We start from the raw sequence: 19,993 nt of genomic DNA on the forward strand, positions 1-19,993 counted from the left end.
ATTATTATCGCAGCCAAAAATACACCATTTATACTGGTGTCCGATTAAAAGCGGATAAAAATAGTTAGTTCAAAAACACTTATGTTGACAAATCATCATTATTTAGTGAGGTACAGCTTTACCTTAGCTCGGTAAGGCTGTACTTTATCTTCCCTCTTCGTAAGTTCAAAGAGGGGTTGTGGTTGAAGTTTTGATATCTACTTAACTCGATCAGAAAACGCTACAGCTCAAGATTCAGATATTTAGTAATAAAAATATATTAAAAGTCATATTTTATAATACAAATTAAACAAAAAAATCCTATTGCATGATGAGGATAGTCTTTGCGCGGGAATAATAAGCCATAGAAACAATAATTATGAGCATAGTCCACAATGTTAGTAGTATTGGATACATTATATTCGTTTCCTGGCTATCGCATTACTGAACAAATCTACTCAGGCAGTAAAACCCTGGTTTATCGGGGTATTAGAGAAGAAGACCAAAAATCAGTCGTTCTCAAATTGATGCGGAATGAATATCCTACCTTTGCAGAAATAGTTCAGTTCCGAAATCAATATATCATCACCAAAAACCTCGATCTTCCTGGTATAGTCAAAACCTATAGTTTAGAAAATTACCATAACAGCTATGTCTTAGTCATGGAAGATTTTGGCGGTATTTCCCTCCAAAACTGGCGAATAGAGAACAAGGGAAAAAAGGAAAACTGGCTTTCTCTGAACGAGTTTTTCCACATTGCGATTAAAATTGCTTCTACCTTGGAAAGACTGCATTGCGATCGCATCATTCACAAAGATATCAAGCCTGGCAACATCCTCATAAACCCTACCACAGATGAAATCAAACTCATCGACTTTAGTATTGCCACGTTTCTGCCAAAAGAAATTCAATTTCTCACGAATCCCAACATATTAGAAGGCACTCTGGCCTACATTTCCCCAGAACAAACTGGAAGGATGAACCGAGGTATTGACTACCGCACTGATTTTTATTCCCTCGGTGTTACCTTTTTTCAACTCCTTACTGGACAGTTACCCTTCACCAGCAAAGATCCGACGGAGTTAGTTTACTCTCACATTGCCAAACAACCGCTAAGAGTTAGTCGGATTAACTCCAATATTCCGCCAATTTTGTCTGACATAATCGGCAAGCTGATGGCAAAAAATGCCGAAGACCGCTATCAGAGTGCTTTGGGGTTAAAGCATGACTTGGAGACGTGCCAAAGCCAGTGGCAAGAAACAGGAAATATTGCATCCTTTGAACTCGGTGTGAGAGACATTTCAGACCATTTTGTAATCCCCGAAAAACTCTACGGTCGCCAAAGTGAAGTTGAAACCCTACTCGCTGCTTTTAAGCGTGTGACAGACGGAACAACAGAAATGATATTAGTCGCAGGTTTCTCTGGCATTGGCAAAACTGCTGTAGTCAATGAAATCCACAAACCGATTGTGCGGCAGCGTAGTTACTTCATCAAAGGAAAATTTGACCAGTTTCAACGTGACATTCCCTTATCAGGATTAGTACAAGCTTTTCGAGACTTAATCGGGCAACTGCTCTCAGAAACTGATGCCCAAATTCAACAATGGAAAGTCAAAATTCTGCGGGAATTGGGTACACAAACTCAGGTGATTATTGATGTCATCCCTGAACTCGAAAAGATTATTGGTAAACAACCTCAGGTTACAGAACTCTCTGGCAGCGCTGCCCAAAATCGTTTCAATTTATTATTTCAAAAATTCATCCAAATCTTTACAACGAAAGAACATCCTTTAGTTATTTTTCTCGATGACTTGCAATGGGCAGATACGACTTCCTTGAAATTAATTCAGTTATTAATGTGTGACAGCAGGTTGTCTTCTCTTTCAGAAGAGACAGAACAGATGCGTGAAATAAAAGGAGGCCTTTTATTAGTTGGTTCCTATCGAGATAATGAAGTTTCTAAGGCGCATCCGCTTTATTTGACACTACAGGAGATTCAAAAAACAGGAGCAATTATTAATACGATTACCTTAGCACATTTAAGTCAGAGTGATTTAAATCATTTAATTGCTGATACACTTCATTGTCCTGAATTAGTTGCTGTTCCTCTCACCCAGATGGTGTTTGCTAAAACTAAAGGTAACCCCTTCTTTTCTGTTCAATTTCTTAAATCTTTACACGATAATGGGCTAATTGTATTAAATTTTGATGCTGGTTATTGGCAGTATGATATTTCCAAAGTTAAAGATTTAGCTTTCACGGATGATGTAGTGGAATTTATTGCCCTGCAAATAGAAAAATTGCCAATATATACCCAAAAAGTTTTGAAACTGGCTGCCTGTATTGGGAATCAATTTGACTTAAAAACTCTGGCGATCGTCAATGAAAAATCTGTAGTAGATACAGCATCAGATTTGTGGCAAGCATTACTTGATGGGCTAGTTTTACCACAAACTGAGAATTACAACATCTTTTCAAAAAATAATGCTAATCAAGAATTCGTTGTTCATGGAATAGAATCTACACAATTTTCCAATTCTAATTTACAACTACCCAAGTATAAATTTGTCCATGATAGAGTGCACCAAGCCGCTTATTCTTTAATTTCTGAAGAACAAAAAAAGCCAATTCACTTAAAAATTGGGCTATTGTTATTGAAAAATATTCCTATTTCAGAACAGGAAGAAAAGATTTTTGAGCTTGTCAATCAGTTTAATATTGCAGTAGAATTCATCTCCCCTCAAGCTAAACGAGATGAACTGGCCCAGATGAATCTAATTGCTGGACGTAAAGCTTTAGCATCAACAGCTTATCCCGCTGCTGTGAAGTATTTAACTACTGGCATCCAACTGCTGGCAGGAAATAGTTGGGAGACGAAACATCATCTCGCCCTGGCTTTATATGAGACTGCGACAGAGGCAGCATACCTAGCTGGCAACTTTGAACAGATGGAGAAATTAGCAGAGGTAGTGTTGGTACGTAAACCACTGCTAGAAAAAATAAAAGTTTGTGAAGTCAAAATTCAGGCTTATGGGGCGCAGAACCAAGCACTGAAGGCTGTAAATACTGCTCTAACCTTTTTAAAACTTTTGGGAGTGGAGTTTCCTAAACATCCAAGTCAGTCTGATATTCAGTTAGCAATGGCGGAATTAGCATTAAATCTCAACGGCAGGCGCATTGATGACTTAATGAACCTACCACAGATGACAGAAGCCCAGCAGATAGCAGCTATGCGTATTTTATCGGCTGTTACAGCCGTGACCTATTCAGTTACTCCTGAACTGTTTCCGCTGATTGTTATTAAACAAATCAACTTATCACTCAAATATGGTAATGCTTCCTCGTCTGCTTATGCCTATGTTGCTTACGGGGTAATTCTCTGCGGGATAGTGGGAGATATTGAATCTGGCTATCAATTTGGCAAATTAGCTTTGAGCCTTTTAGTTAAATCCAATGTTAAAGAAGTTAAAACTAAGATCATGATGGTATTCTATACATCTATCTGGCATTGGAAGGAGCATAGTAGAGAAATATTAAAACCTTTGCTTGAGGCTTACTCTGTCGGTCTAGAAACTGGAGATTTAGAATATGCAGCCTACTGTCTTAATAATTATTGCTACTCTACATATTTTATCGGTAAAGAACTGACAGAGTTGGAATGGGAGATGGCAACTTACAGCAATGCTATCAGACAAATCAAGCAAGAAACGGTATTTAACTGGAATAGGATATATCAGCAGAGTACTTTAAACTGGCTAGGAAATGTTGTAAATCCCTGCTACCTGATCGGTAAAGCATATAATGAGGAGATAACACAACCGCTTCATCTTCAAACGAAGGATGCTATAGGACTTTTATATTTATATTACAATAAATTGCAATTATGCTACTCATTTTATGAGTTCTCTCAAGCGGTTGAAAATGCTACTTTAGCAGAAAAGTATTTAGATGGTGGTATAGGACAGTTAGTTTTTCCTCTTTTCCATTTTTACGATTCATTGGCTAGACTTGCAGTGTATTTTGAGGCATCTGCTTCTGAGCAAAAGTTTATTCTTGATAAAGTACAAGCCAATCAGGATAAGATGCAAAAATGGGCGCATCATGCCCCGATGAATTATTTACACAAATATTATCTTGTAGAAGCTGAACGGCATCGAATTGGAGATCAATATATTGAAGCAATGGAATTGTATGATCGTGCTATCTCCCTCGCGAAAAAACATGAGTATATCAACGAAGAAGCTCTGGCTAATGAACTTGCGGCTAAATTTTATCTAGAGTGGGACAAAGATAAGATTGCTCAAACTTACCTAACTGATGCCTACTATAGCTACGTTCGCTGGGGAGCGTTAGCCAAAGTTGACGATTTGGTAAAACGCTATCCCCAATTACTGGCTCCCATATTTAAGCAAGAAAAACTGAGTATCCATTCCAGCGAGGAAAGTACTTTTTTCAATAACACATCTATATCGTCTTTATCTACCCTAAGTAATCAACAAACCGTTATTGGCTCGAAGACAGGTATTTCTGACTCTCTGGATTTAGCCGCATTCATCAAAGCATCTCAAGCACTCTCTGGAGAAATCGAGCTTGAGCTACTAGTTTCTACTTTGATGAAAGTTGTTATGGAGAATGCAGGAGCCTCTAAATGCGTTTTAATTTTGAGTGAAGGTGACAACTTAGCATTAACTGTCACAGCAGTTTGTTCAAGTTCAAATTTTGAGCATACCTATACTGAATTTCCATCAACTTGTCTTGAGTCAAGCTATGATGTTCCCATTACTTTAATTAACTATGTTAAACGCTCCAGAGAAATCTTAGTTATTGATGATGTAATGGCTGTTTCTTTTTTAGCAGGTGATAGTTATATCATTAGTGAAGAACCTAAGAGTTTATTGTCTATACCTCTTCTAAATCAAGGTAAATTAATTGGGATTCTTTATCTAGAAAATCATCTAACGACAGGAGCATTTACACGCGATCGCGTAGAAGTCCTCAATCTTCTCACTACTCAAGCAGCAATATCTCTAGAGAATGCTATACTCTACAAAAATTTGGCACAAGCTAAAGAAAGCTTGGAGGAATACAACCATACTTTAGAGGAAAAAGTCCAGAAAAGAACGCAGGAACTCAATGACAAAAATCACTGTTTACAACAAACTCTGCAAGAATTGCAACGTACCCAAATCCAATTGATTCAAAGTGAAAAAATGTCTTCTTTGGGACAAATGGTGGCGGGAATTGCTCATGAAATAAATAACCCCATTAACTTTATTCATGGCAATATTAATCATGCTACTGAGTATGTCCAAGATTTGCTGGATTTGATAGTTGTTTATCAGCAAGAATATCCCCATCCTTTGCCTTTAGTTAAGGAGAAAACTGAGGAGATTGACATAGATTTTTTATCAGAAGACCTGCCCAAGATTCTAGATTCAATGAAAATGGGGAGTTCGCGTATCCGAAATATTGTTTTGGGCTTACGCAACTTTTCTCGCTTAGATGAAGCTGAAATGAAGCCTGTAGATGTTCATGAGGGTATAGACAACACCTTAATGATTTTGCAGCACCGACTTCAAGAAAAGAGCAATTTACTTGAAATTGAAGTCGTTAAAGAATATGGGAAATTACCGGAAGTTATTTGTTACCCTGGTCAACTCAATCAGGTATTTATGAATATCTTGAGTAATGCAATCGATGCTTTAGAAGAGTTATTTGCCATTGATCATCCAGCATTGGTAAATGATAAAGAACAAATAACAAAGGGCATAGACGCGTCAGCAGCTCCTCATAAAGTAGGAAAAATTCATATCTTTACTGAACTAACAGATTATAATACGGCGATAATTCGGATTGCCGATAACGGTTCTGGTATGACAAAAGCGGTGCAGCAGAAAATATTTGACCCATTTTTCACTACCAAGTCGGTAGGAAGTGGCACTGGGTTGGGGTTGTCGATTAGCTATCAGATTATTGTGGACAAACACAAGGGTAGCTTAATCTGTGATTCTTCATTAGGAAAAGGGACTGAGTTCGTGATTGAGATCCCAATGCAACAGTCAGATATTTAGACTAGTAAAATTCTAAAAACCCAGTTTGTCATAAAAACTGGGTGATTTCTAAGACTTATCAAAACAACTCAGGCAAGCTACTAGGATATGGGTGCAGTTGTTGTATTAACTAAAGACTCTTGACGCGCACGTCGTCCTGTAATTACCATCTTGACTCCACTGGAAGGCGCAAGGGTAAAACCTCGACGCTGAGGCCGCTCTGGACGCTGATTAACTAGCGCCAAGTGATAGCGTGACAAAACGGTTGCTAATACTAGCTTCATTTCAAATAGAGCCAAAGCCTCGCCGATACAACGACGGGCACCACCGCCAAAAGGCAGGAATTCATAGGGAGAAAATTGACGTTTAAGAAAGCGCTCTGGTTGAAACTCCTTAGGCTGGGGATATAAATCCTCTCGCTGATGAGTAAGATAAATACTGGAAAGCAGCACAGTTCCAGGCTCTAAAGAATATCCCAATAATTCAACAGGTTCTTGCACTACTCTGGGAAATGAAAACATTGTAACAGGGTGAATTCGCAAGGTTTCATTACAGACAGCTGTGAGGTATGGCAGTCGGTAAATACTCATAGGGTCTGGAGAATCACCAAGAGTGTCCAGTTCTTGGAGCAGTTTTTCATGGACTGAAGGCTTTTGGTGAATCCAGTACAATCCCCAAGCCATTGCTGATGCTGTTGTTTCGTAACCGGCAAGTATTAAAGTTATTAACTGATCCCGCAACTCCTGAACCGTCATCGGTTGGCCCACTTCATCCCGACATGATATCAACAAAGAGAGAATATCGATGCGTTCTGGATCGAGCTGTTGCTGACACTCGGCAATTTCAGTGTAGAGAAATTGATCAATTTGTTCTCGATTGCGTAGGAACTTCCCCCAAGGACTCCAAGCTCCTAAATCTTGTTGCAAGAATGAGAAAAAGAATAAGCTAGAAGTAAAAGGTGACTGGAAAAGCTCTAACAGCAACGGCAATAGTTGCTTAAGTTTTTGAATTTTTTCTCCCTCATACAAGCCAAAAATAGCTTGTAAAATGACTTGCTGGGATATATCTTGTGTTAGATTACGTGCTAAAAATGGCTTATTTAGTGGTAACTGACTAAAGATTTTTTCAGACGCATTACAGACTAGCTGACCATAGGCTTGCATCCGCTCTCCATGAAAAGAGGGTGTCACCAATTGTCGCTGGCGTTTGTGACGATCTCTCTCTAGCATCACCACTGAATTATTCCCCAAAAGCGGCTGCAAAATCCCATTGAGTTCCCCAACAGCGGCAAACTTTTTTCTATCATTAGTTAAAATTTCCTGGATTGCTTTGGGATGGTTCACAAAGACTACTGTGTCACCAAAACCGATTATCTTCCCAGTAAAAATATCGGGATACTGTTGAGCTGCATTTTCCATATAGCTAACAGGATCAGTAATCCACTGAAATTTTTGTAGCAAAGAGGGAGTTTTGAGAGGATTAGGTAGTTGCATTTAAGTTTCATTCTGAAATTGTGCTAATTTTCCGCACTTATTTTTAAAGTAATAAGTGGCTATTCAATTTTTATGTTCAAATGCTCAAATTTCAGAACTACAAGCAGCAAAAAGTATAAGTAAAAAAATACGCAATATTTTCCTACTTTGATTAGAAAGTTGCAATTCTAACATTTAATTACTTCTAGCTTTTCAGCAGTCTGATAGCGAGTAGATTGAGCACACCAAGCAAGGTTGGCACTTATCCAGCTATGCAATCCTGATATATACTTTGCGAGTTCAGCATCTTCTTTTTCTCCAAAACTTGGAATAGATGCTTCTAAATTCATCATAGTTAACAAGTCTTGATCATGGATTTCAGCAGCACGCTGCATTGCTTGTACTAAAGGCAAATTATGTTGATAATGCAGTACCAATACTAAATTATGAACGTCGCCATCTTCCATTTCTCTAGGTGCTGAGAAAACATCGTTACCCCAGCAAAGAACCTTGTTTGCTATCAGTTTTAATTCTTTTACGATGTCGTGTTCTCGTACAAAATCAGGAATTATTAAATGGTCGCAAAATTCAATCAATTCGAGAACAGGCTCCACCCCTCCGGCTAATATACGTATTGCCATATAAGTGTCAATATCAGGTACAACTCCTTGTATACGGTTAGTTGCTTCCTCGACACATCCTTGGAAGTAGCCTTTAAAGCTACGGACAAAGTGATGAAACCATTTTGTGTTTCCTCTTTCCAAGATTCGATGTCTTAAGTTACTTAAGGCATGAGCAAGGGGTGCATCTTGATTTGTAAGTTCTTCCCCATTTAATATTTCCAAAAATCTATTGTGAAAACCCTTTAGCAGTTCAGGTTGTTTTCCTAAATCTGACAAATCGCATTGGTCATCCCAAATAAATAACCAGCTCAATAAGTCATTTGCAATTTTCAGTTCTTCAAGCTGACAGGAAGGGTAAGTACCTGCGGCTAGTAAAAAGAATTTTGCCTTGGAGAAACGCTGATAAGACGATTTATTTGTTAGGAGATTGAAGCGTAGTACCCATTCCAAAGCATACTCTTCCAAAACATCAACATGCTTATTGATATGGGATGAAAATGGACAGTGCAAATCAGAGGAAAGTAGTTCCTTCATAGAAATATATTGGTTAGAAGTAAAAAACATTAATTACAACAGAACAAAATCAATAGACTCATAGAGAGCCTATGAAATTTTTTTGAAAATAAGTCACTTTAATACCACATGTTCTACAGTGTGTAAATCATATTTAGGTTACTGCCAGTGATGTGTAAATCTATACGAATATTTTCAAAGCTAATTAGTATTGTTCAATAGTTTTTTAAAAAACATAACCGTAATTATCTTTATTTATATTTTGTTTTTAAAGAAAAATTATAATATTTAAAAATAATGATAAATACTGTTGACTATTTAAAAAAATTAACTTATGGCATCAACAATATTTTTCTGCATTAATGTTACTTCTCTAAAAATACAAGGGTATTAATAACTAATTTTAGTGCGATATCCTTTATAAAAGAAGATGTTTTTCTCCACTCAAAACGAAGATTGGTGGTTAATATGCTTTATGTAGCGATCGCTTCAGCAAAAAGCTGTAGCCAATTTAGTGTGAGAATGTTGCTGTTATCAGAGTTTTTGGGAACTATAGGGTTGTCAGACGAGAGATTTGCAGTCAGTCTGCCAATAAAATAGAGGTGACTTAGCTGCGAGGGCAAATAGGGAATAACTAACAATAAATAAAATTAATTTAAATATATGAATGAAAAACCAGATATGAAAATGCTTTATACCCCAAAAGATAGTTTAATCTTAGTGGTAGATGACACTACTACTAATTTAGAAATTGTCTTTAATACATTAAATAATGTAGGTTTTAAAGTTATAACAGAAAATGATGGAGAAAGAGCAATTAAGCAGGTTGAGTTTCAACTTCCTGATTTAATTTTATTAGATGTTATGATGCCAGGAATAGATGGATTTGAAACTTGTAAAAGACTGAAAGAGAATTCAGCTACTTGTGATATCCCCGTAATTTTTATGACAGCAAATTCTGATACTCATAGTAAGGTAAAGGGTCTAAACATAGGAGCAGTTGATTACATCACAAAACCCTTTCATGAAGAAGAATTATTAGCTAGAATTAAAACTCATCTTCAATTACGAAATCTCACAAAAACTTTAGAAAAACGAGTTTTAGAAAGGACTTCAGCATTATCTAGGGCATTAAAAGATTTACAAGAGTCTCAACTTCAGCTTGTACAGACAGAAAAAATGTCTGCCCTTGGTCAATTAGTAGCAGGAGTTGCTCATGAAATTAATAATCCAGTTGGTTTCATTCATGGCAATCTTGGACACGCTTCAATATATTTCCAAGACGTGATTAAGATTATTGACCTTTATCAGCAGCACTATCCTAATCCAGTTCCAGAAATTCAAGAGGAAATTGCAGCGATAGATTTGAAGTATATACTTGCCGATCTACCTAATTTAATTTCCTCAATGAAAGAAGGAGTTCAGCGCATTCGCAACATTAGTACTAGCTTGAGAACCTTTTCTCGAGCAGATAGCGATCGCAAAGTCTATTGCAATATTCATGATGGCATAGATAGTACAATTATGATTCTCAAACACCGTTTAAAAGCATCCGAAACTCGACCCGATATTCAAGTAATTAGAGATTACGATATCTTGCCAGAATTAGAATGCTTTATCGGACAACTAAATCAGGTATTTATGAATTTATTAGCTAATGCTATTGATGCTTTAGAGGAGTCTAATGTAGGACTTACTTATATGGAAATTGAAGCAAATCCTAATCAAATTTTGATTCAAACTACTCTTACTGAAGATAAAAGTTATATCTTGATTAAGATTAAAGATAATGGCGTAGGAATGTCGGCTAATATTCAACAAAAAATCTTTGACTATTTATTCACCACTAAGCTTGTGGGTCAAGGTACAGGATTAGGGTTATCAATTGCTCGTCAAATTGTTGTCGAAAAACATGGAGGAACTCTAGAGGTAAATTCATCAATAGGGCAAGGTTCAGAGTTTATCATTAAACTTCCTATTTAATAATTATAGTAAGTTACGTTCATCAACATAATAAATAAATGTATGTTTAAAGCAGTAGTAGGTCACAGTAACGATCCAGATTCTCTAGCAGCAGTTGAAGAAGTTCTTCAGCAATGTGCCAGTTCTCTTGCAGGAGATAAACCAAAAGCTGGAATTATTTTTGCTGCAATCGACTTCGATCATTCTCTCATTTTGCAGCAAATAAATCAGGCTTTTCCGGGGATTGAGTTGATTGGTGGAACCACAGATGGAGAAATTTCTTCAGTCTTAGAGTTTCAGCAAGATTCAATCACCTTGATGTTGTTTTGCTCAGACGAAATTGAAATTCATGCAGGAGTTGGACGCAAAGTTTCAGACGATCCAATTACTGCAACTAAACAAGCTGTAGATCAAGCCAAAGCAAAAAGTACCGCACCTGCAAAGCTATGCTTAACTCATCCAGAGAGCCTCACAACTAGTGGTGTCTCTATATTGAATGGCTTAAAGCTAGCTCTTGGTCAATATGTGCCGATATTCGGTGGTTTAGCAGGCGATCAATCAAGATATCAAAGTTTATTTATATAAATCAGAAAAAGTGTATTTTGATTACCAAATAGTACATTTCTGCATTATCTGCATTAGTTAATAATAAAATATGTTTAGTGTTAACGATATTTTTCCCCAAAAGATTTTCCCAACCCAAGCCCACTGCTCATGGGAAAACACTTAATATTTTGCTGGCTAACCTTTTTAAGACTTGATCTAATTCCCTACTTTTTAAGGAGGGTTAGAGTTAGAAAGGATAATAGGGACGTAACATAGAAAAGACTATGCCAAACCGTAAACTGTCACAATGATAAGGTTCAGAATTTGTTATGGACATTTTTTTCATTAAAACTAAAAGCAAACATTAAATTCTCACAATAAAAAGATTAAGTAGTTACTTTAGAGACATTTTGGGGAACTCTATAACTGTACTTCCAAGATGGTATCCTCAAAATTTATGATCAATACACCCAAGCACTCAATAGCTACGCTTAATCTTTCTTTAGAACGCGATATATTTTTACGTACACTAATCAGAGAATTATCTGGTACTTTGCAGGATGTAGTTGGTTTAGAAGAAGCTTCGGGATTTATTAGCGTCGTTGGTGAAAGGATGGGAAGGCAGATTAACCAAGATTATAAATCTGCCCTGGAAATCTCTAACCTTTCTCGTAAGCAGGTAGCTGATGTCTTGATTGATTTAAAAAAACGAATCCAAGGCGATTTTTATATTATTGAGCAGAATGATGAAAAAATTGTCTTTGGCAACCGTGTTTGCCCATTTGGCGACAAAGTACTTAATCGCCCTGGCATGTGCATGATGACTTCAAACGTTTTTGGAACGATCGCAGCTAATAATTTAGGATATGCCAAAGTAGAATTGCAAGAGACCATAGCACAAGGTGCTTCTGGATGTAGAGTTATTGTTTACTTAAAACTTACAGAAGAGGCAGAAGATGCAGAAGGTCGAGAATACTTTAGGGGAATAGAATCTGTGTAAATCCTTCAGCATCAAACAAAATAACTCCAGGATATAAGCTTAGTGCAGATATGTAAAGTAGAGTCAAACTGTGAAAGTTGAAGCCTCATGACTCCTGAACAATTTCTTGAACTTGCCAGAGTTTTACCAGAACCTTTACTCCTGGTGAGTGGAGATGGTCAGTTGTTAGCTACCAATCAACCAGTAGCAGATATGTTGGGGTTACGCCGTCAGGAACTGCGGGGAAGAATGCTCTTTGAGCTTGTAACTGAGTCTACCAATGATATTGTCAAGTACCTGCAAGCTTGTTCATGTAGCAGGGCAATGGTTATTGGCTCTTTGACTTTACGAAAGAATGATGGACAAACGTTAATATGCCGTAGTCAAGGAGCAGTTATTCAACCTTGGTCTGCTGAATGTTCAGCTTTAATTCTCTTACGCTTGGAAAATAGAGCTGTAGCCATCAGTAATTTCGTTCTCTTGAACGAGAAAATCGATGAGTTAGCAAAAGAAGTTCAAAGACGTAAACAGGCAGAGGAAGCGCTCAAGAAAGCGAATCAAGAGCTAGAAATTCGGGTTGAGGAACGTACAACTGCTTTACAAGAAACACTAAACGAACTGCAACTTACCCAAACTCAGCTTATCCAAGTTGAAAAAATGTCTAGTTTAGGTCAGATGGTTGCTGGTATTGCCCATGAAATTAATAATCCCGTGAGTTTTATTTATGGAAACCTTCACCACGCTCATAAATACACTCAGGATTTACTGAAATTGGTAGAAATTTATCAACAACTTTGTCCAAATACTCCTCCAGAAATTCAAGAGCAAGTAGATGAAATAGACTTAGATTTTCTAATTCAAGATATAACTAAACTTTTCCACTCAATGAAAGTGGGAACAGAACGCATTGAGGAAATTGTTAAATCACTACGTAACTTTTCCAGACTTGATGAAGCAGAATTTAAGCAAGTTAATATTCATGAAGGAATTGATAGTAGTTTAATGATTTTAGAGCATCGCCTGCAAGCTAGGCATGAGTACCCAGAAATCAAAGTCATCAAAAAATACAGTCAACTGCCGAATGTAACTTGCTATCCTGGTCAACTCAATCAAGTGTTTATGAATATTCTTGCTAATGCGATTGATGCACTGGAAGCATCGGGCCTCAACAGTCAGTATTCAGAAGTAAATACACAAAAAACTGAAAGTCAAAAACTGAGAAATAATAATCCCCAAATTCAAATTAAAACTGAACTAATCGATGAAAAATGGATAGCAGTTAGTATTGCTGATAATGGTTTGGGCATAAATGAACAAGTTCTCTCAAAGCTATTCGATCCGTTTTTTACCACTAAAACTGTGGGCAAAGGTACTGGACTAGGGCTATATATAAGTTATCAGATTATAGTTGAAAAACATAGGGGAGAACTTAACTGTTTTTCTATTCTAGGAAAAGGTGCAGAATTTGTAATTAAAATACCTATTAACTCAGTCTCATAAAAATTCAGTTAAAAGATATAACAACGCCTGTCTGCTAATTAGCAAACAGGCGTGTCTTTGAGTATAAAGTATGGTACAGACTCGGTTATATCTTGGCAGTGGAATCAACTGAGGATTGAGACTGACTAACCGAATCTAATTTTGGTAAAAGCAGTAGATTTTCTGCTTTTAGATTACTGTTGATTGTTGCTTGCAAAAATTGAGTATGGGAAATGGAATTGTTAGCCAATGTAAACAGTGGATTTGACAAAATCCCTGCTATGGAAGTGGCAATTAATGTTACTATCAACCCGACCTGCAAAGGTCTTAGCCCAGGCAAATCCCAACGTACTTGTGGATAATTCTTCACTACGTCGGACATTTCATGGGGTTCTTTGACTACCATCATCTTAACTACACGAATGTAGTAATAAATGGAGACTACGCTGGTGACTAAGCCCAACAAAACTAACCAATAAAGTCCTGCTTGCCAACCAGCCCAGAATAAGTAAATCTTGCCGAAAAACCCAGCCAATGGTGGAATACCACCTAAGGAAAGCAGGGAGATACTCAACCCCAGTGTTAGGAGTGGGTCTTTTTGATATAAGCCAGAGTATTCGGCAATCTGGTCGGTTCCTGTCCGCAGTGAGAATAGGATAATGCAGGTAAAACCGCACAAGTTCATGAACAGATAAACCAGTAGGTAAAATATCATACTGGCGTATCCTGCCTGTGTGCCAGCAATCAAGCCAATCATCACAAACCCAGCTTGGGCAATGGATGAATAAGCTAGCATCCGTTTCATGCTGGTTTGAGCTAGGGCGACTACGTTACCCAAAATCATGCTGAGAACGGCTAGAGCTGTGAAGACAAACCTCCACTCGTCAGCAACAAGAGGGAAGGCTGTTGTTAGCAAGCGGATGGCTAGGGCAAACCCAGCCGCTTTGGAACCGACAGATAAAAAGGCGATGACTGGGGTGGGAGCGCCTTCGTAAACGTCTGGTGTCCACTGGTGGAAGGGTGCGGCGGAGATTTTAAAGCCAATACCTGCGATCGCAAAAACTAGGGCAATCACTAAACCTAAAGATTGTCCCACGTTCGCTGTGGCAATGCCATTAGCGATCGCACTAAGTTCAGTTTGTCCTCCAGATAGTCCATACAGCAGGGATACACCGTACAAAAATATTGCTGTACTGGAAGCTCCAATTAACAAGTATTTCAGCGCTGCTTCATTGGAGCGGGGGTCACGCTTGGTATAACCTGTCAATAAATAAGAGGAAATACTCAGGGTTTCTAGGGAGATGAAAATCATCACCAACTCACTAGCCCCGGATAAAAACATTCCTCCTAATGTAGCACTCAGCAAAATAGAGATGAATTCGCCTAAAGCGGTGCCGCTCTGCTCAACATAGCGAATTGACATCAGTATAGTCACAATCGCAGACAAGGCAATAATACCGCGAAAGACAATACTCAGGTCGTCACCGTTAAAGCCACCGCTAAAAGAAATGGGATTAGCAGCGTTCCATTGAAAATATAGGGCGATAATCGAAGCAAATAAACCTGCGATCGCTAGATATCCGATCCAGCGTGCGGATGTACGCCCCAAAATCAAATCAACAATCAAAACCCCCAAGAGGGTAAGAATAACAATCCCCTCTGGCAAAATCGTTCCAGCGTTTAACTGGGATGCAATATTAGCAAAATCCATGAGATGTATAGGTTTTGGCGATTAGACATTAAGGCTAACTCTACGTTCACTCTAGCAAGTTTTCTAATCCCCAGACTAGCTATTTTAACAAGAGCTTAACAGCTTGGATGCAGATGGCGATTGCCTACGGCACGCTACGCGAACGCACCAACCTTAATACTTTACCAGCAGCTTTCTCAGTTTCCAGAGATTCTACTTAACAACCAATACGCTAAATGTTGGGTTTCGTTCCTCAACCCAACCTACGCAGTTTAAGGTTTTTGGCGCTAACCCAAGCCTATTGACTTAACAACTTTTCTAATTCGTTTTTTAGGCGTGACTTTTAGCGAATCTCATAAATAATTATGCTGCAACCAGTGCGATAGTTACGTACAAAAAGCTTATAAAATTAATAAAGGCACAGCAATGCTGTGCCCCAACAATATTTATAACTCCTAACTTTATTAAAAACCAACTGATGGCAGCTTGCCTTGTAGTGACTGAAATTTAGACTGAACACAGTTGGGACAATTGCAACCAACTTGATTGATTATCGGATTAGATGTTTGAATCAAGTTTGGTGTTGCCAAATCGGGAATTTGTTGTGTAGATACTACCGTCATAGTTTGGGTAGTGTAAGCAGATTTTAGGCTGGATGCATTTGCTGGATTGACTATCAGCATCATAGATACCAGAAATGCGGGACAGGCAAGTAAAATTAGTTTGACAATCTTCATAATTTACACAAATATACCTTTGCTGATAAAGCATAGCCAATAAATTGCCGAAATTCAACTTTAATTAGTGAGTATTGCTTAACTACGCGCGAATCCCTGACCTCGCAAAACCTTTGACCATACAACTAATTCGCCCTGTTCACCCCCTGCGGCTAGTAACTTACCTTGGGGATGCCAAGCTAGGCTAGAAAATCCTCCTGAGACACCTGTAATAATTTGGGATACTTCCTTGGCTTGGTTCCACAAACATAACCAGCCGTCAGCAGCAGCAGAAGCGAGTAGGAAGCTTTTGGGTGCAAAGGCGATCGCATTGATTACACCCACATGATTAGTTAAGACTCGTGCTTCCCAACCTAATGAATCATCCTCTAGCTTTTCCCAGACTACAATACCTTCAACGCTAGAAGATGCCAGTATTGGCGCACCTACTTTAGTCATAGCTTCTGACCATGCTAATTGGCGAATTTTACCGGGGAAGCCACGCATTACCCAAGGATCGGGGTTGTTCCATTCCAAAACGGTGACACTACGATCCATGTTGCCAGAAGCCAGAAATTTGCCATCGGGCGACCAAGCCATAGCTAAACTGACAGTAGTCATATCTAAGCTGTATGGTTCTTCATCCCACTTTTGACTATGCCAAATCTTTACTCCCTTATAACCACTAATTGCTAAGTACTGTCCGTCAATGCGCCAATCTATACCCAGTACTGATGAGTTGTCGAAATTCAGCGTCACGACAATTTCACGAGTCTCTGCATTCCAGACTTGGACATAACGGCCCAAACTAAAAGCCAGTTGGTTACTGGTGTAATTCCAAGCTAACTTGTCAACCCATGCAGGGGCATTTTCCAACGTGGCGATTAATTCAGTGTCGCACCAGATTTTCACCTGTCCATCTTGTCCGCCAACAGCTAAAAATTTGCCATCGGGCGAAAAGGCGAGACAGTCTACTGATTTACCGTTACCAGTTTGTAAGCTTGTGAGTTCGCCATCATTCCACAAAACTACTTCGCCAGCGGCGGAAGTTGCTGCTAAAGTTTGACCTTGTGGCGACCAAGCGATCGCAGTTACATAATCTGAAAGTGTCCCCGAATAGTTTTGTTCAAATTCCTTAGATTTGGTTGTGGAGTTCATATTTGTAAAGGGGCATTGGGCATGGGGCATTGGGCATGAGTTATTTCTTCTCTTACCCCCTGCTTCTTCTGCTTAAGAACAACTTGTTTTAAGCTAGACAAGCGAGAAAATCTTGCTTGAGTTGGGCTGCATCAAGATTGCGGCCGATGAAGACTAGTTCGTTTTTGGGGGTTTCGCTGGGTTTCCAGGGGCGATCGGGTTTGCCATCAAATATCATGTGTACTCCTTGGAATACAAATCGATTATCTTCTCCAGCAATATTTAAAATGCCTTTCATCCGAAAGATATCTGGGCCTTGGGTACGCAGTAACTCGGAAAGCCAAGTGTTTAATTTTTCTCCATCGACTGCACCTGCTTCTACTAAAGCCACAGAAAAAACAGTTTCATCGTGTACGTGGGCATCTTCGCCTAAGAAATCTGGATCAATTTCTAATGCACGATCTAAATCAAAGGCTTTCACACCTAGTAAAGCATCCATTCCTAGTTCAGAATTGCGGGTACGGTAGATTTTTGCGATCGCATTCATCACCCGAATCCGTTTTTCTAATTCATCTAATTCTTCTGGCGCTACCAAATCTGTTTTATTAAGTAAAATTACATCTGCAAAGGCAATCTGTTCTAGTGCTTCATCTGCATCCCAGTGCTGCGAGATGTGCTTGGCATCTACGACTGTCACCACTGCATCTAGAGACAGTTGGCTTTGTAAATCTTCATCAACAAAAAATGTCTGAATCACTGGTGCAGGATCGGCTAATCCAGTTGTTTCAATTACTAAATGGTCAAATTTATCACGCCGCTTCATCAAATTGCCAATGATCCGAATTAAATCGCCTCGCACTGTACAACAGATACAACCATTGTTCATTTCAAATATTTCTTCATCTGCATCGATAATCAATTGATTATCAATACCCACTTCCCCAAATTCATTGACAATCACAGCAACTTTTTTGCCGTGTTCGTAGGTGAGGATGTGATTGAGTAGAGTCGTTTTACCTGCACCCAAATAGCCTGTAAGAACAGTAACGGGAACTGAATTGTTGATTACGTCAGCCACCATACTCTAAATTCCTCTTGTCTCACCTTATGGATAATCATTATCGCCTATGATAAATCTTTTTATATTTTTGTGCGAACTTGCTGTTATTTTGGATTTCAGAAAAATAATTACATAATTTAATCAAGAAACATTTTATTTTTATGCATCTGTAATAAGTAATAAATATTCATAAGTTGGCATAGCTTGGTAGGAATATTGCATCCAAGCTAGTCCACTCTGCTGTAAGTTGCATGTTAGTAGCTTGACAATAGGAGGAATTCTATGATAATCATCACATAAAAAACTATACTTTGATGGAGAAGTGTGGTGGTTTCAAGAAACACTACCTGCTCGAAAAAGCAAGTAACTCAAACAGGTCAAGCATCTGCATCTATTCCAGTCAGCTTTTTAGTTAAATTTCAAGTGGCATTAGAAATTTCATTTTTATGCCTTTGGTTATCTATGTTGCCGATGGGCAACGTTTGGGGGCAAGAGATGGAGCGCACACTGGGTGTCTCAAGCTACCAAGAACCAAACCGGAACTATTGTGGCTCTGAAAGAACAGCTAGAGCTAGGCAAAGAATTGGTTCACAAGCTGTTTCTGATTTAGTTAAAGCGTTACAAAACCGGGATACAAAACTGCGTGCCGATGCTGCTCACTTGTTGGGAAGCATTGATAAAAAAGAAGCTAGTGAGGTAATTTCAAACTTAATTACCGCCTCAAAAAACGATCCAGATGCGGAAGTTCGCGTTTGTGCTGTCTCAGCTTTGATTAGCATTGCTGGCAACGACTTAAATAAATCTACCCCTGAAGTGAAAGCAGTTATCCCCGTTGTCATTGCAGCAGTGAAAGACAGTGATACGGAAGTACGCTTAACTGCACTCATGGCTTTTCAATCTATGAGTTTTACTTATTCTACCGATGACAACTTTAATGTAAAACTCACAAACGAACTGAAAGCAGCAATTCCCGTACTCATGGAAACACTCAAAGATGATAACAAGCAAGTGCGAGCAAATGCAACTAGTGCTTTGAGCAATATGGCGCAAGATACAACATCGCTAGTTCCTATAATTATCCAAGCATTGAAAGACAAAAATGATTTGGTTCGTATAAGTGCTTCCTCTGTCTTGCAAAGAGTTGGTATTTGGGAAGGCAAGAGTGAAGAAGTAGCAAAAGCCGTGCCTGCACTCATCACAGCTTTGAAACAGGATAAAAATGCAAAAGTTCGCTCAAATGCTGCTTATGCTTTGAAATTCATTGGTGAAAAAGCAGCAACCGCAGTCCCGGTGCTTATTGAAGCTTTAAAAAATGATTTGGATCTTGAGGTTCGTTCAAGTGCTGCCTCTGCCTTAGAAAGCATGGGGGAAAAAGCAGCAACAGCCGTCCCGGTGCTTATTGAAGCTTTGAAGAAACCGGAGCTTAGCTATAATGCAGAAGAAGCTTTGGGACGCATCGCTGAAAGCTGGCAAGATAACGCAACTAAGCTATCTAATCAAGAAGTGGATCTCGCCATATTCTACTTAGAAACGGCTTTAAATATTGCAGAAAATCCCAAGTCTGAGTATGCAAATTTACCTGGGTTTTCAGAAGTTTCAGAAGGAAAAAAACGTTTGCGTCGCTCTCTTAATTTCCTCAAAAAAGAAAAAGATTCCCGCTTGTTTTCTAAAACCCGCTCAAGGTAGGGAAGCAGCAGTAGTTTGAACTAATTTTAATCTCGCACCAAGGCGCAAAATGATTCTGTAAGGATTCAGGTGGCAGAGTATTGACAAAGAGGACACTTGAG

General features: G+C 38.6%; 11 protein-coding genes and 1 pseudogene. 6 read left to right on the forward strand and 6 right to left on the reverse strand.

The annotated features are described in order from the left end of the window. Positions 1–374 precede the first annotated feature (374 nt). Positions 375–6,050: an ATP-binding sensor histidine kinase gene (locus tag V7K56_RS31445; protein WP_334917129.1), complete on the forward strand. Its 5,676-nt coding sequence runs from the start codon at positions 375–377 to the stop codon at positions 6,048–6,050. A gap of 80 nt (positions 6,051–6,130) precedes the next feature. Here V7K56_RS31445 and V7K56_RS31450 read toward each other — a convergent pair whose 3' ends face one another. Then, the gene (locus V7K56_RS31450) at positions 6,131–7,522 is read right to left on the reverse strand and encodes a cytochrome P450 (protein WP_334917131.1); all 1,392 of its coding nucleotides are present in this window, start codon (positions 7,520–7,522) and stop codon (positions 6,131–6,133) included. Positions 7,523–7,689: 167 nt separating this feature from the next. Further along, positions 7,690–8,658 carry a terpene synthase family protein gene (locus V7K56_RS31455; RefSeq protein ID WP_334917133.1) on the reverse strand — a complete coding sequence of 323 codons (969 nt, stop codon included), beginning with the start codon at positions 8,656–8,658 and terminating at the stop codon, positions 7,690–7,692. A gap of 642 nt (positions 8,659–9,300) precedes the next feature. Here V7K56_RS31455 and V7K56_RS31460 point away from each other — a divergent pair. The 4 genes and pseudogenes from V7K56_RS31460 to V7K56_RS31475 all read left to right on the forward strand — a co-directional run bounded on the left by V7K56_RS31460 (position 9,301) and on the right by V7K56_RS31475 (position 13,624). Further along, on the forward strand, positions 9,301–10,620 hold the full coding sequence (locus V7K56_RS31460; RefSeq protein ID WP_334917135.1) for a hybrid sensor histidine kinase/response regulator: 1,320 nt from the start codon (positions 9,301–9,303) through the stop codon (positions 10,618–10,620). Positions 10,621–10,662: 42 nt separating this feature from the next. After that, positions 10,663–11,178 (forward strand): annotated as a pseudogene (locus V7K56_RS31465) (FIST signal transduction protein); the annotation flags it as partial. Positions 11,179–11,602: 424 nt separating this feature from the next. Continuing rightward, the gene (locus V7K56_RS31470; RefSeq protein ID WP_334917137.1) at positions 11,603–12,145 is read left to right on the forward strand and encodes a methanogen output domain 1-containing protein; all 543 of its coding nucleotides are present in this window, start codon (positions 11,603–11,605) and stop codon (positions 12,143–12,145) included. 87 nt (positions 12,146–12,232) lie between these two features. Further along, positions 12,233–13,624, forward strand: coding sequence for an ATP-binding protein (locus V7K56_RS31475; protein WP_334917139.1), 1,392 nt, complete (start codon positions 12,233–12,235; stop codon positions 13,622–13,624). Between the two features lie 85 nt (positions 13,625–13,709). Here V7K56_RS31475 and V7K56_RS31480 read toward each other — a convergent pair whose 3' ends face one another. The 4 genes from V7K56_RS31480 to V7K56_RS31495 form a co-directional block, all read right to left on the reverse strand. Next, positions 13,710–15,314 carry an NAD(P)H-quinone oxidoreductase subunit N gene (locus V7K56_RS31480; protein ID WP_334917141.1) on the reverse strand — a complete coding sequence of 535 codons (1,605 nt, stop codon included), beginning with the start codon at positions 15,312–15,314 and terminating at the stop codon, positions 13,710–13,712. A 443-nt stretch (positions 15,315–15,757) separates the two neighbouring features. Continuing rightward, positions 15,758–16,030, reverse strand: coding sequence for a hypothetical protein (locus V7K56_RS31485; RefSeq protein ID WP_334917143.1), 273 nt, complete (start codon positions 16,028–16,030; stop codon positions 15,758–15,760). A gap of 78 nt (positions 16,031–16,108) precedes the next feature. Next, positions 16,109–17,167 carry a WD40 repeat domain-containing protein gene (locus tag V7K56_RS31490; RefSeq protein WP_334917145.1) on the reverse strand — a complete coding sequence of 353 codons (1,059 nt, stop codon included), beginning with the start codon at positions 17,165–17,167 and terminating at the stop codon, positions 16,109–16,111. 88 nt (positions 17,168–17,255) lie between these two features. Further along, positions 17,256–18,227 (reverse strand): CobW family GTP-binding protein, encoded by a 972-nt coding sequence (locus V7K56_RS31495; RefSeq protein WP_334917147.1) that lies wholly within the window; start codon positions 18,225–18,227, stop codon positions 17,256–17,258. Positions 18,228–18,533: 306 nt separating this feature from the next. On the opposite strand from V7K56_RS31495, the gene V7K56_RS31500 reads away from it, so the two are divergent. Further along, the gene (locus V7K56_RS31500; RefSeq protein ID WP_334917149.1) at positions 18,534–19,892 is read left to right on the forward strand and encodes a HEAT repeat domain-containing protein; all 1,359 of its coding nucleotides are present in this window, start codon (positions 18,534–18,536) and stop codon (positions 19,890–19,892) included. Positions 19,893–19,993: the final 101 nt, after the last annotated feature.

Origin of the sequence: Nostoc sp. (assembly GCF_036917535.1) — a bacterium.
Classification (GTDB): Bacteria; Cyanobacteriota; Cyanobacteriia; order Cyanobacteriales; family Nostocaceae; genus Nostoc.

What these genes read in the sequence shown, in the direction of transcription:
- V7K56_RS31445 (WP_334917129.1), top strand. Translation starts at nt 375, where the DNA reads ATGTTAGTAGTATTGGATACATTATATTCGTTTCCTGGCTATCGCATT.
- V7K56_RS31450 (WP_334917131.1), bottom strand. Translation starts at nt 7,522, where the DNA reads ATGCAACTACCTAATCCTCTCAAAACTCCCTCTTTGCTACAAAAATTT.
- V7K56_RS31455 (WP_334917133.1), bottom strand. Translation starts at nt 8,658, where the DNA reads ATGAAGGAACTACTTTCCTCTGATTTGCACTGTCCATTTTCATCCCAT.
- V7K56_RS31460 (WP_334917135.1), top strand. Translation starts at nt 9,301, where the DNA reads ATGAATGAAAAACCAGATATGAAAATGCTTTATACCCCAAAAGATAGT.
- V7K56_RS31470 (WP_334917137.1), top strand. Translation starts at nt 11,603, where the DNA reads ATGATCAATACACCCAAGCACTCAATAGCTACGCTTAATCTTTCTTTA.
- V7K56_RS31475 (WP_334917139.1), top strand. Translation starts at nt 12,233, where the DNA reads ATGACTCCTGAACAATTTCTTGAACTTGCCAGAGTTTTACCAGAACCT.
- V7K56_RS31480 (WP_334917141.1), bottom strand. Translation starts at nt 15,314, where the DNA reads ATGGATTTTGCTAATATTGCATCCCAGTTAAACGCTGGAACGATTTTG.
- V7K56_RS31485 (WP_334917143.1), bottom strand. Translation starts at nt 16,030, where the DNA reads ATGAAGATTGTCAAACTAATTTTACTTGCCTGTCCCGCATTTCTGGTA.
- V7K56_RS31490 (WP_334917145.1), bottom strand. Translation starts at nt 17,167, where the DNA reads ATGAACTCCACAACCAAATCTAAGGAATTTGAACAAAACTATTCGGGG.
- V7K56_RS31495 (WP_334917147.1), bottom strand. Translation starts at nt 18,227, where the DNA reads ATGGTGGCTGACGTAATCAACAATTCAGTTCCCGTTACTGTTCTTACA.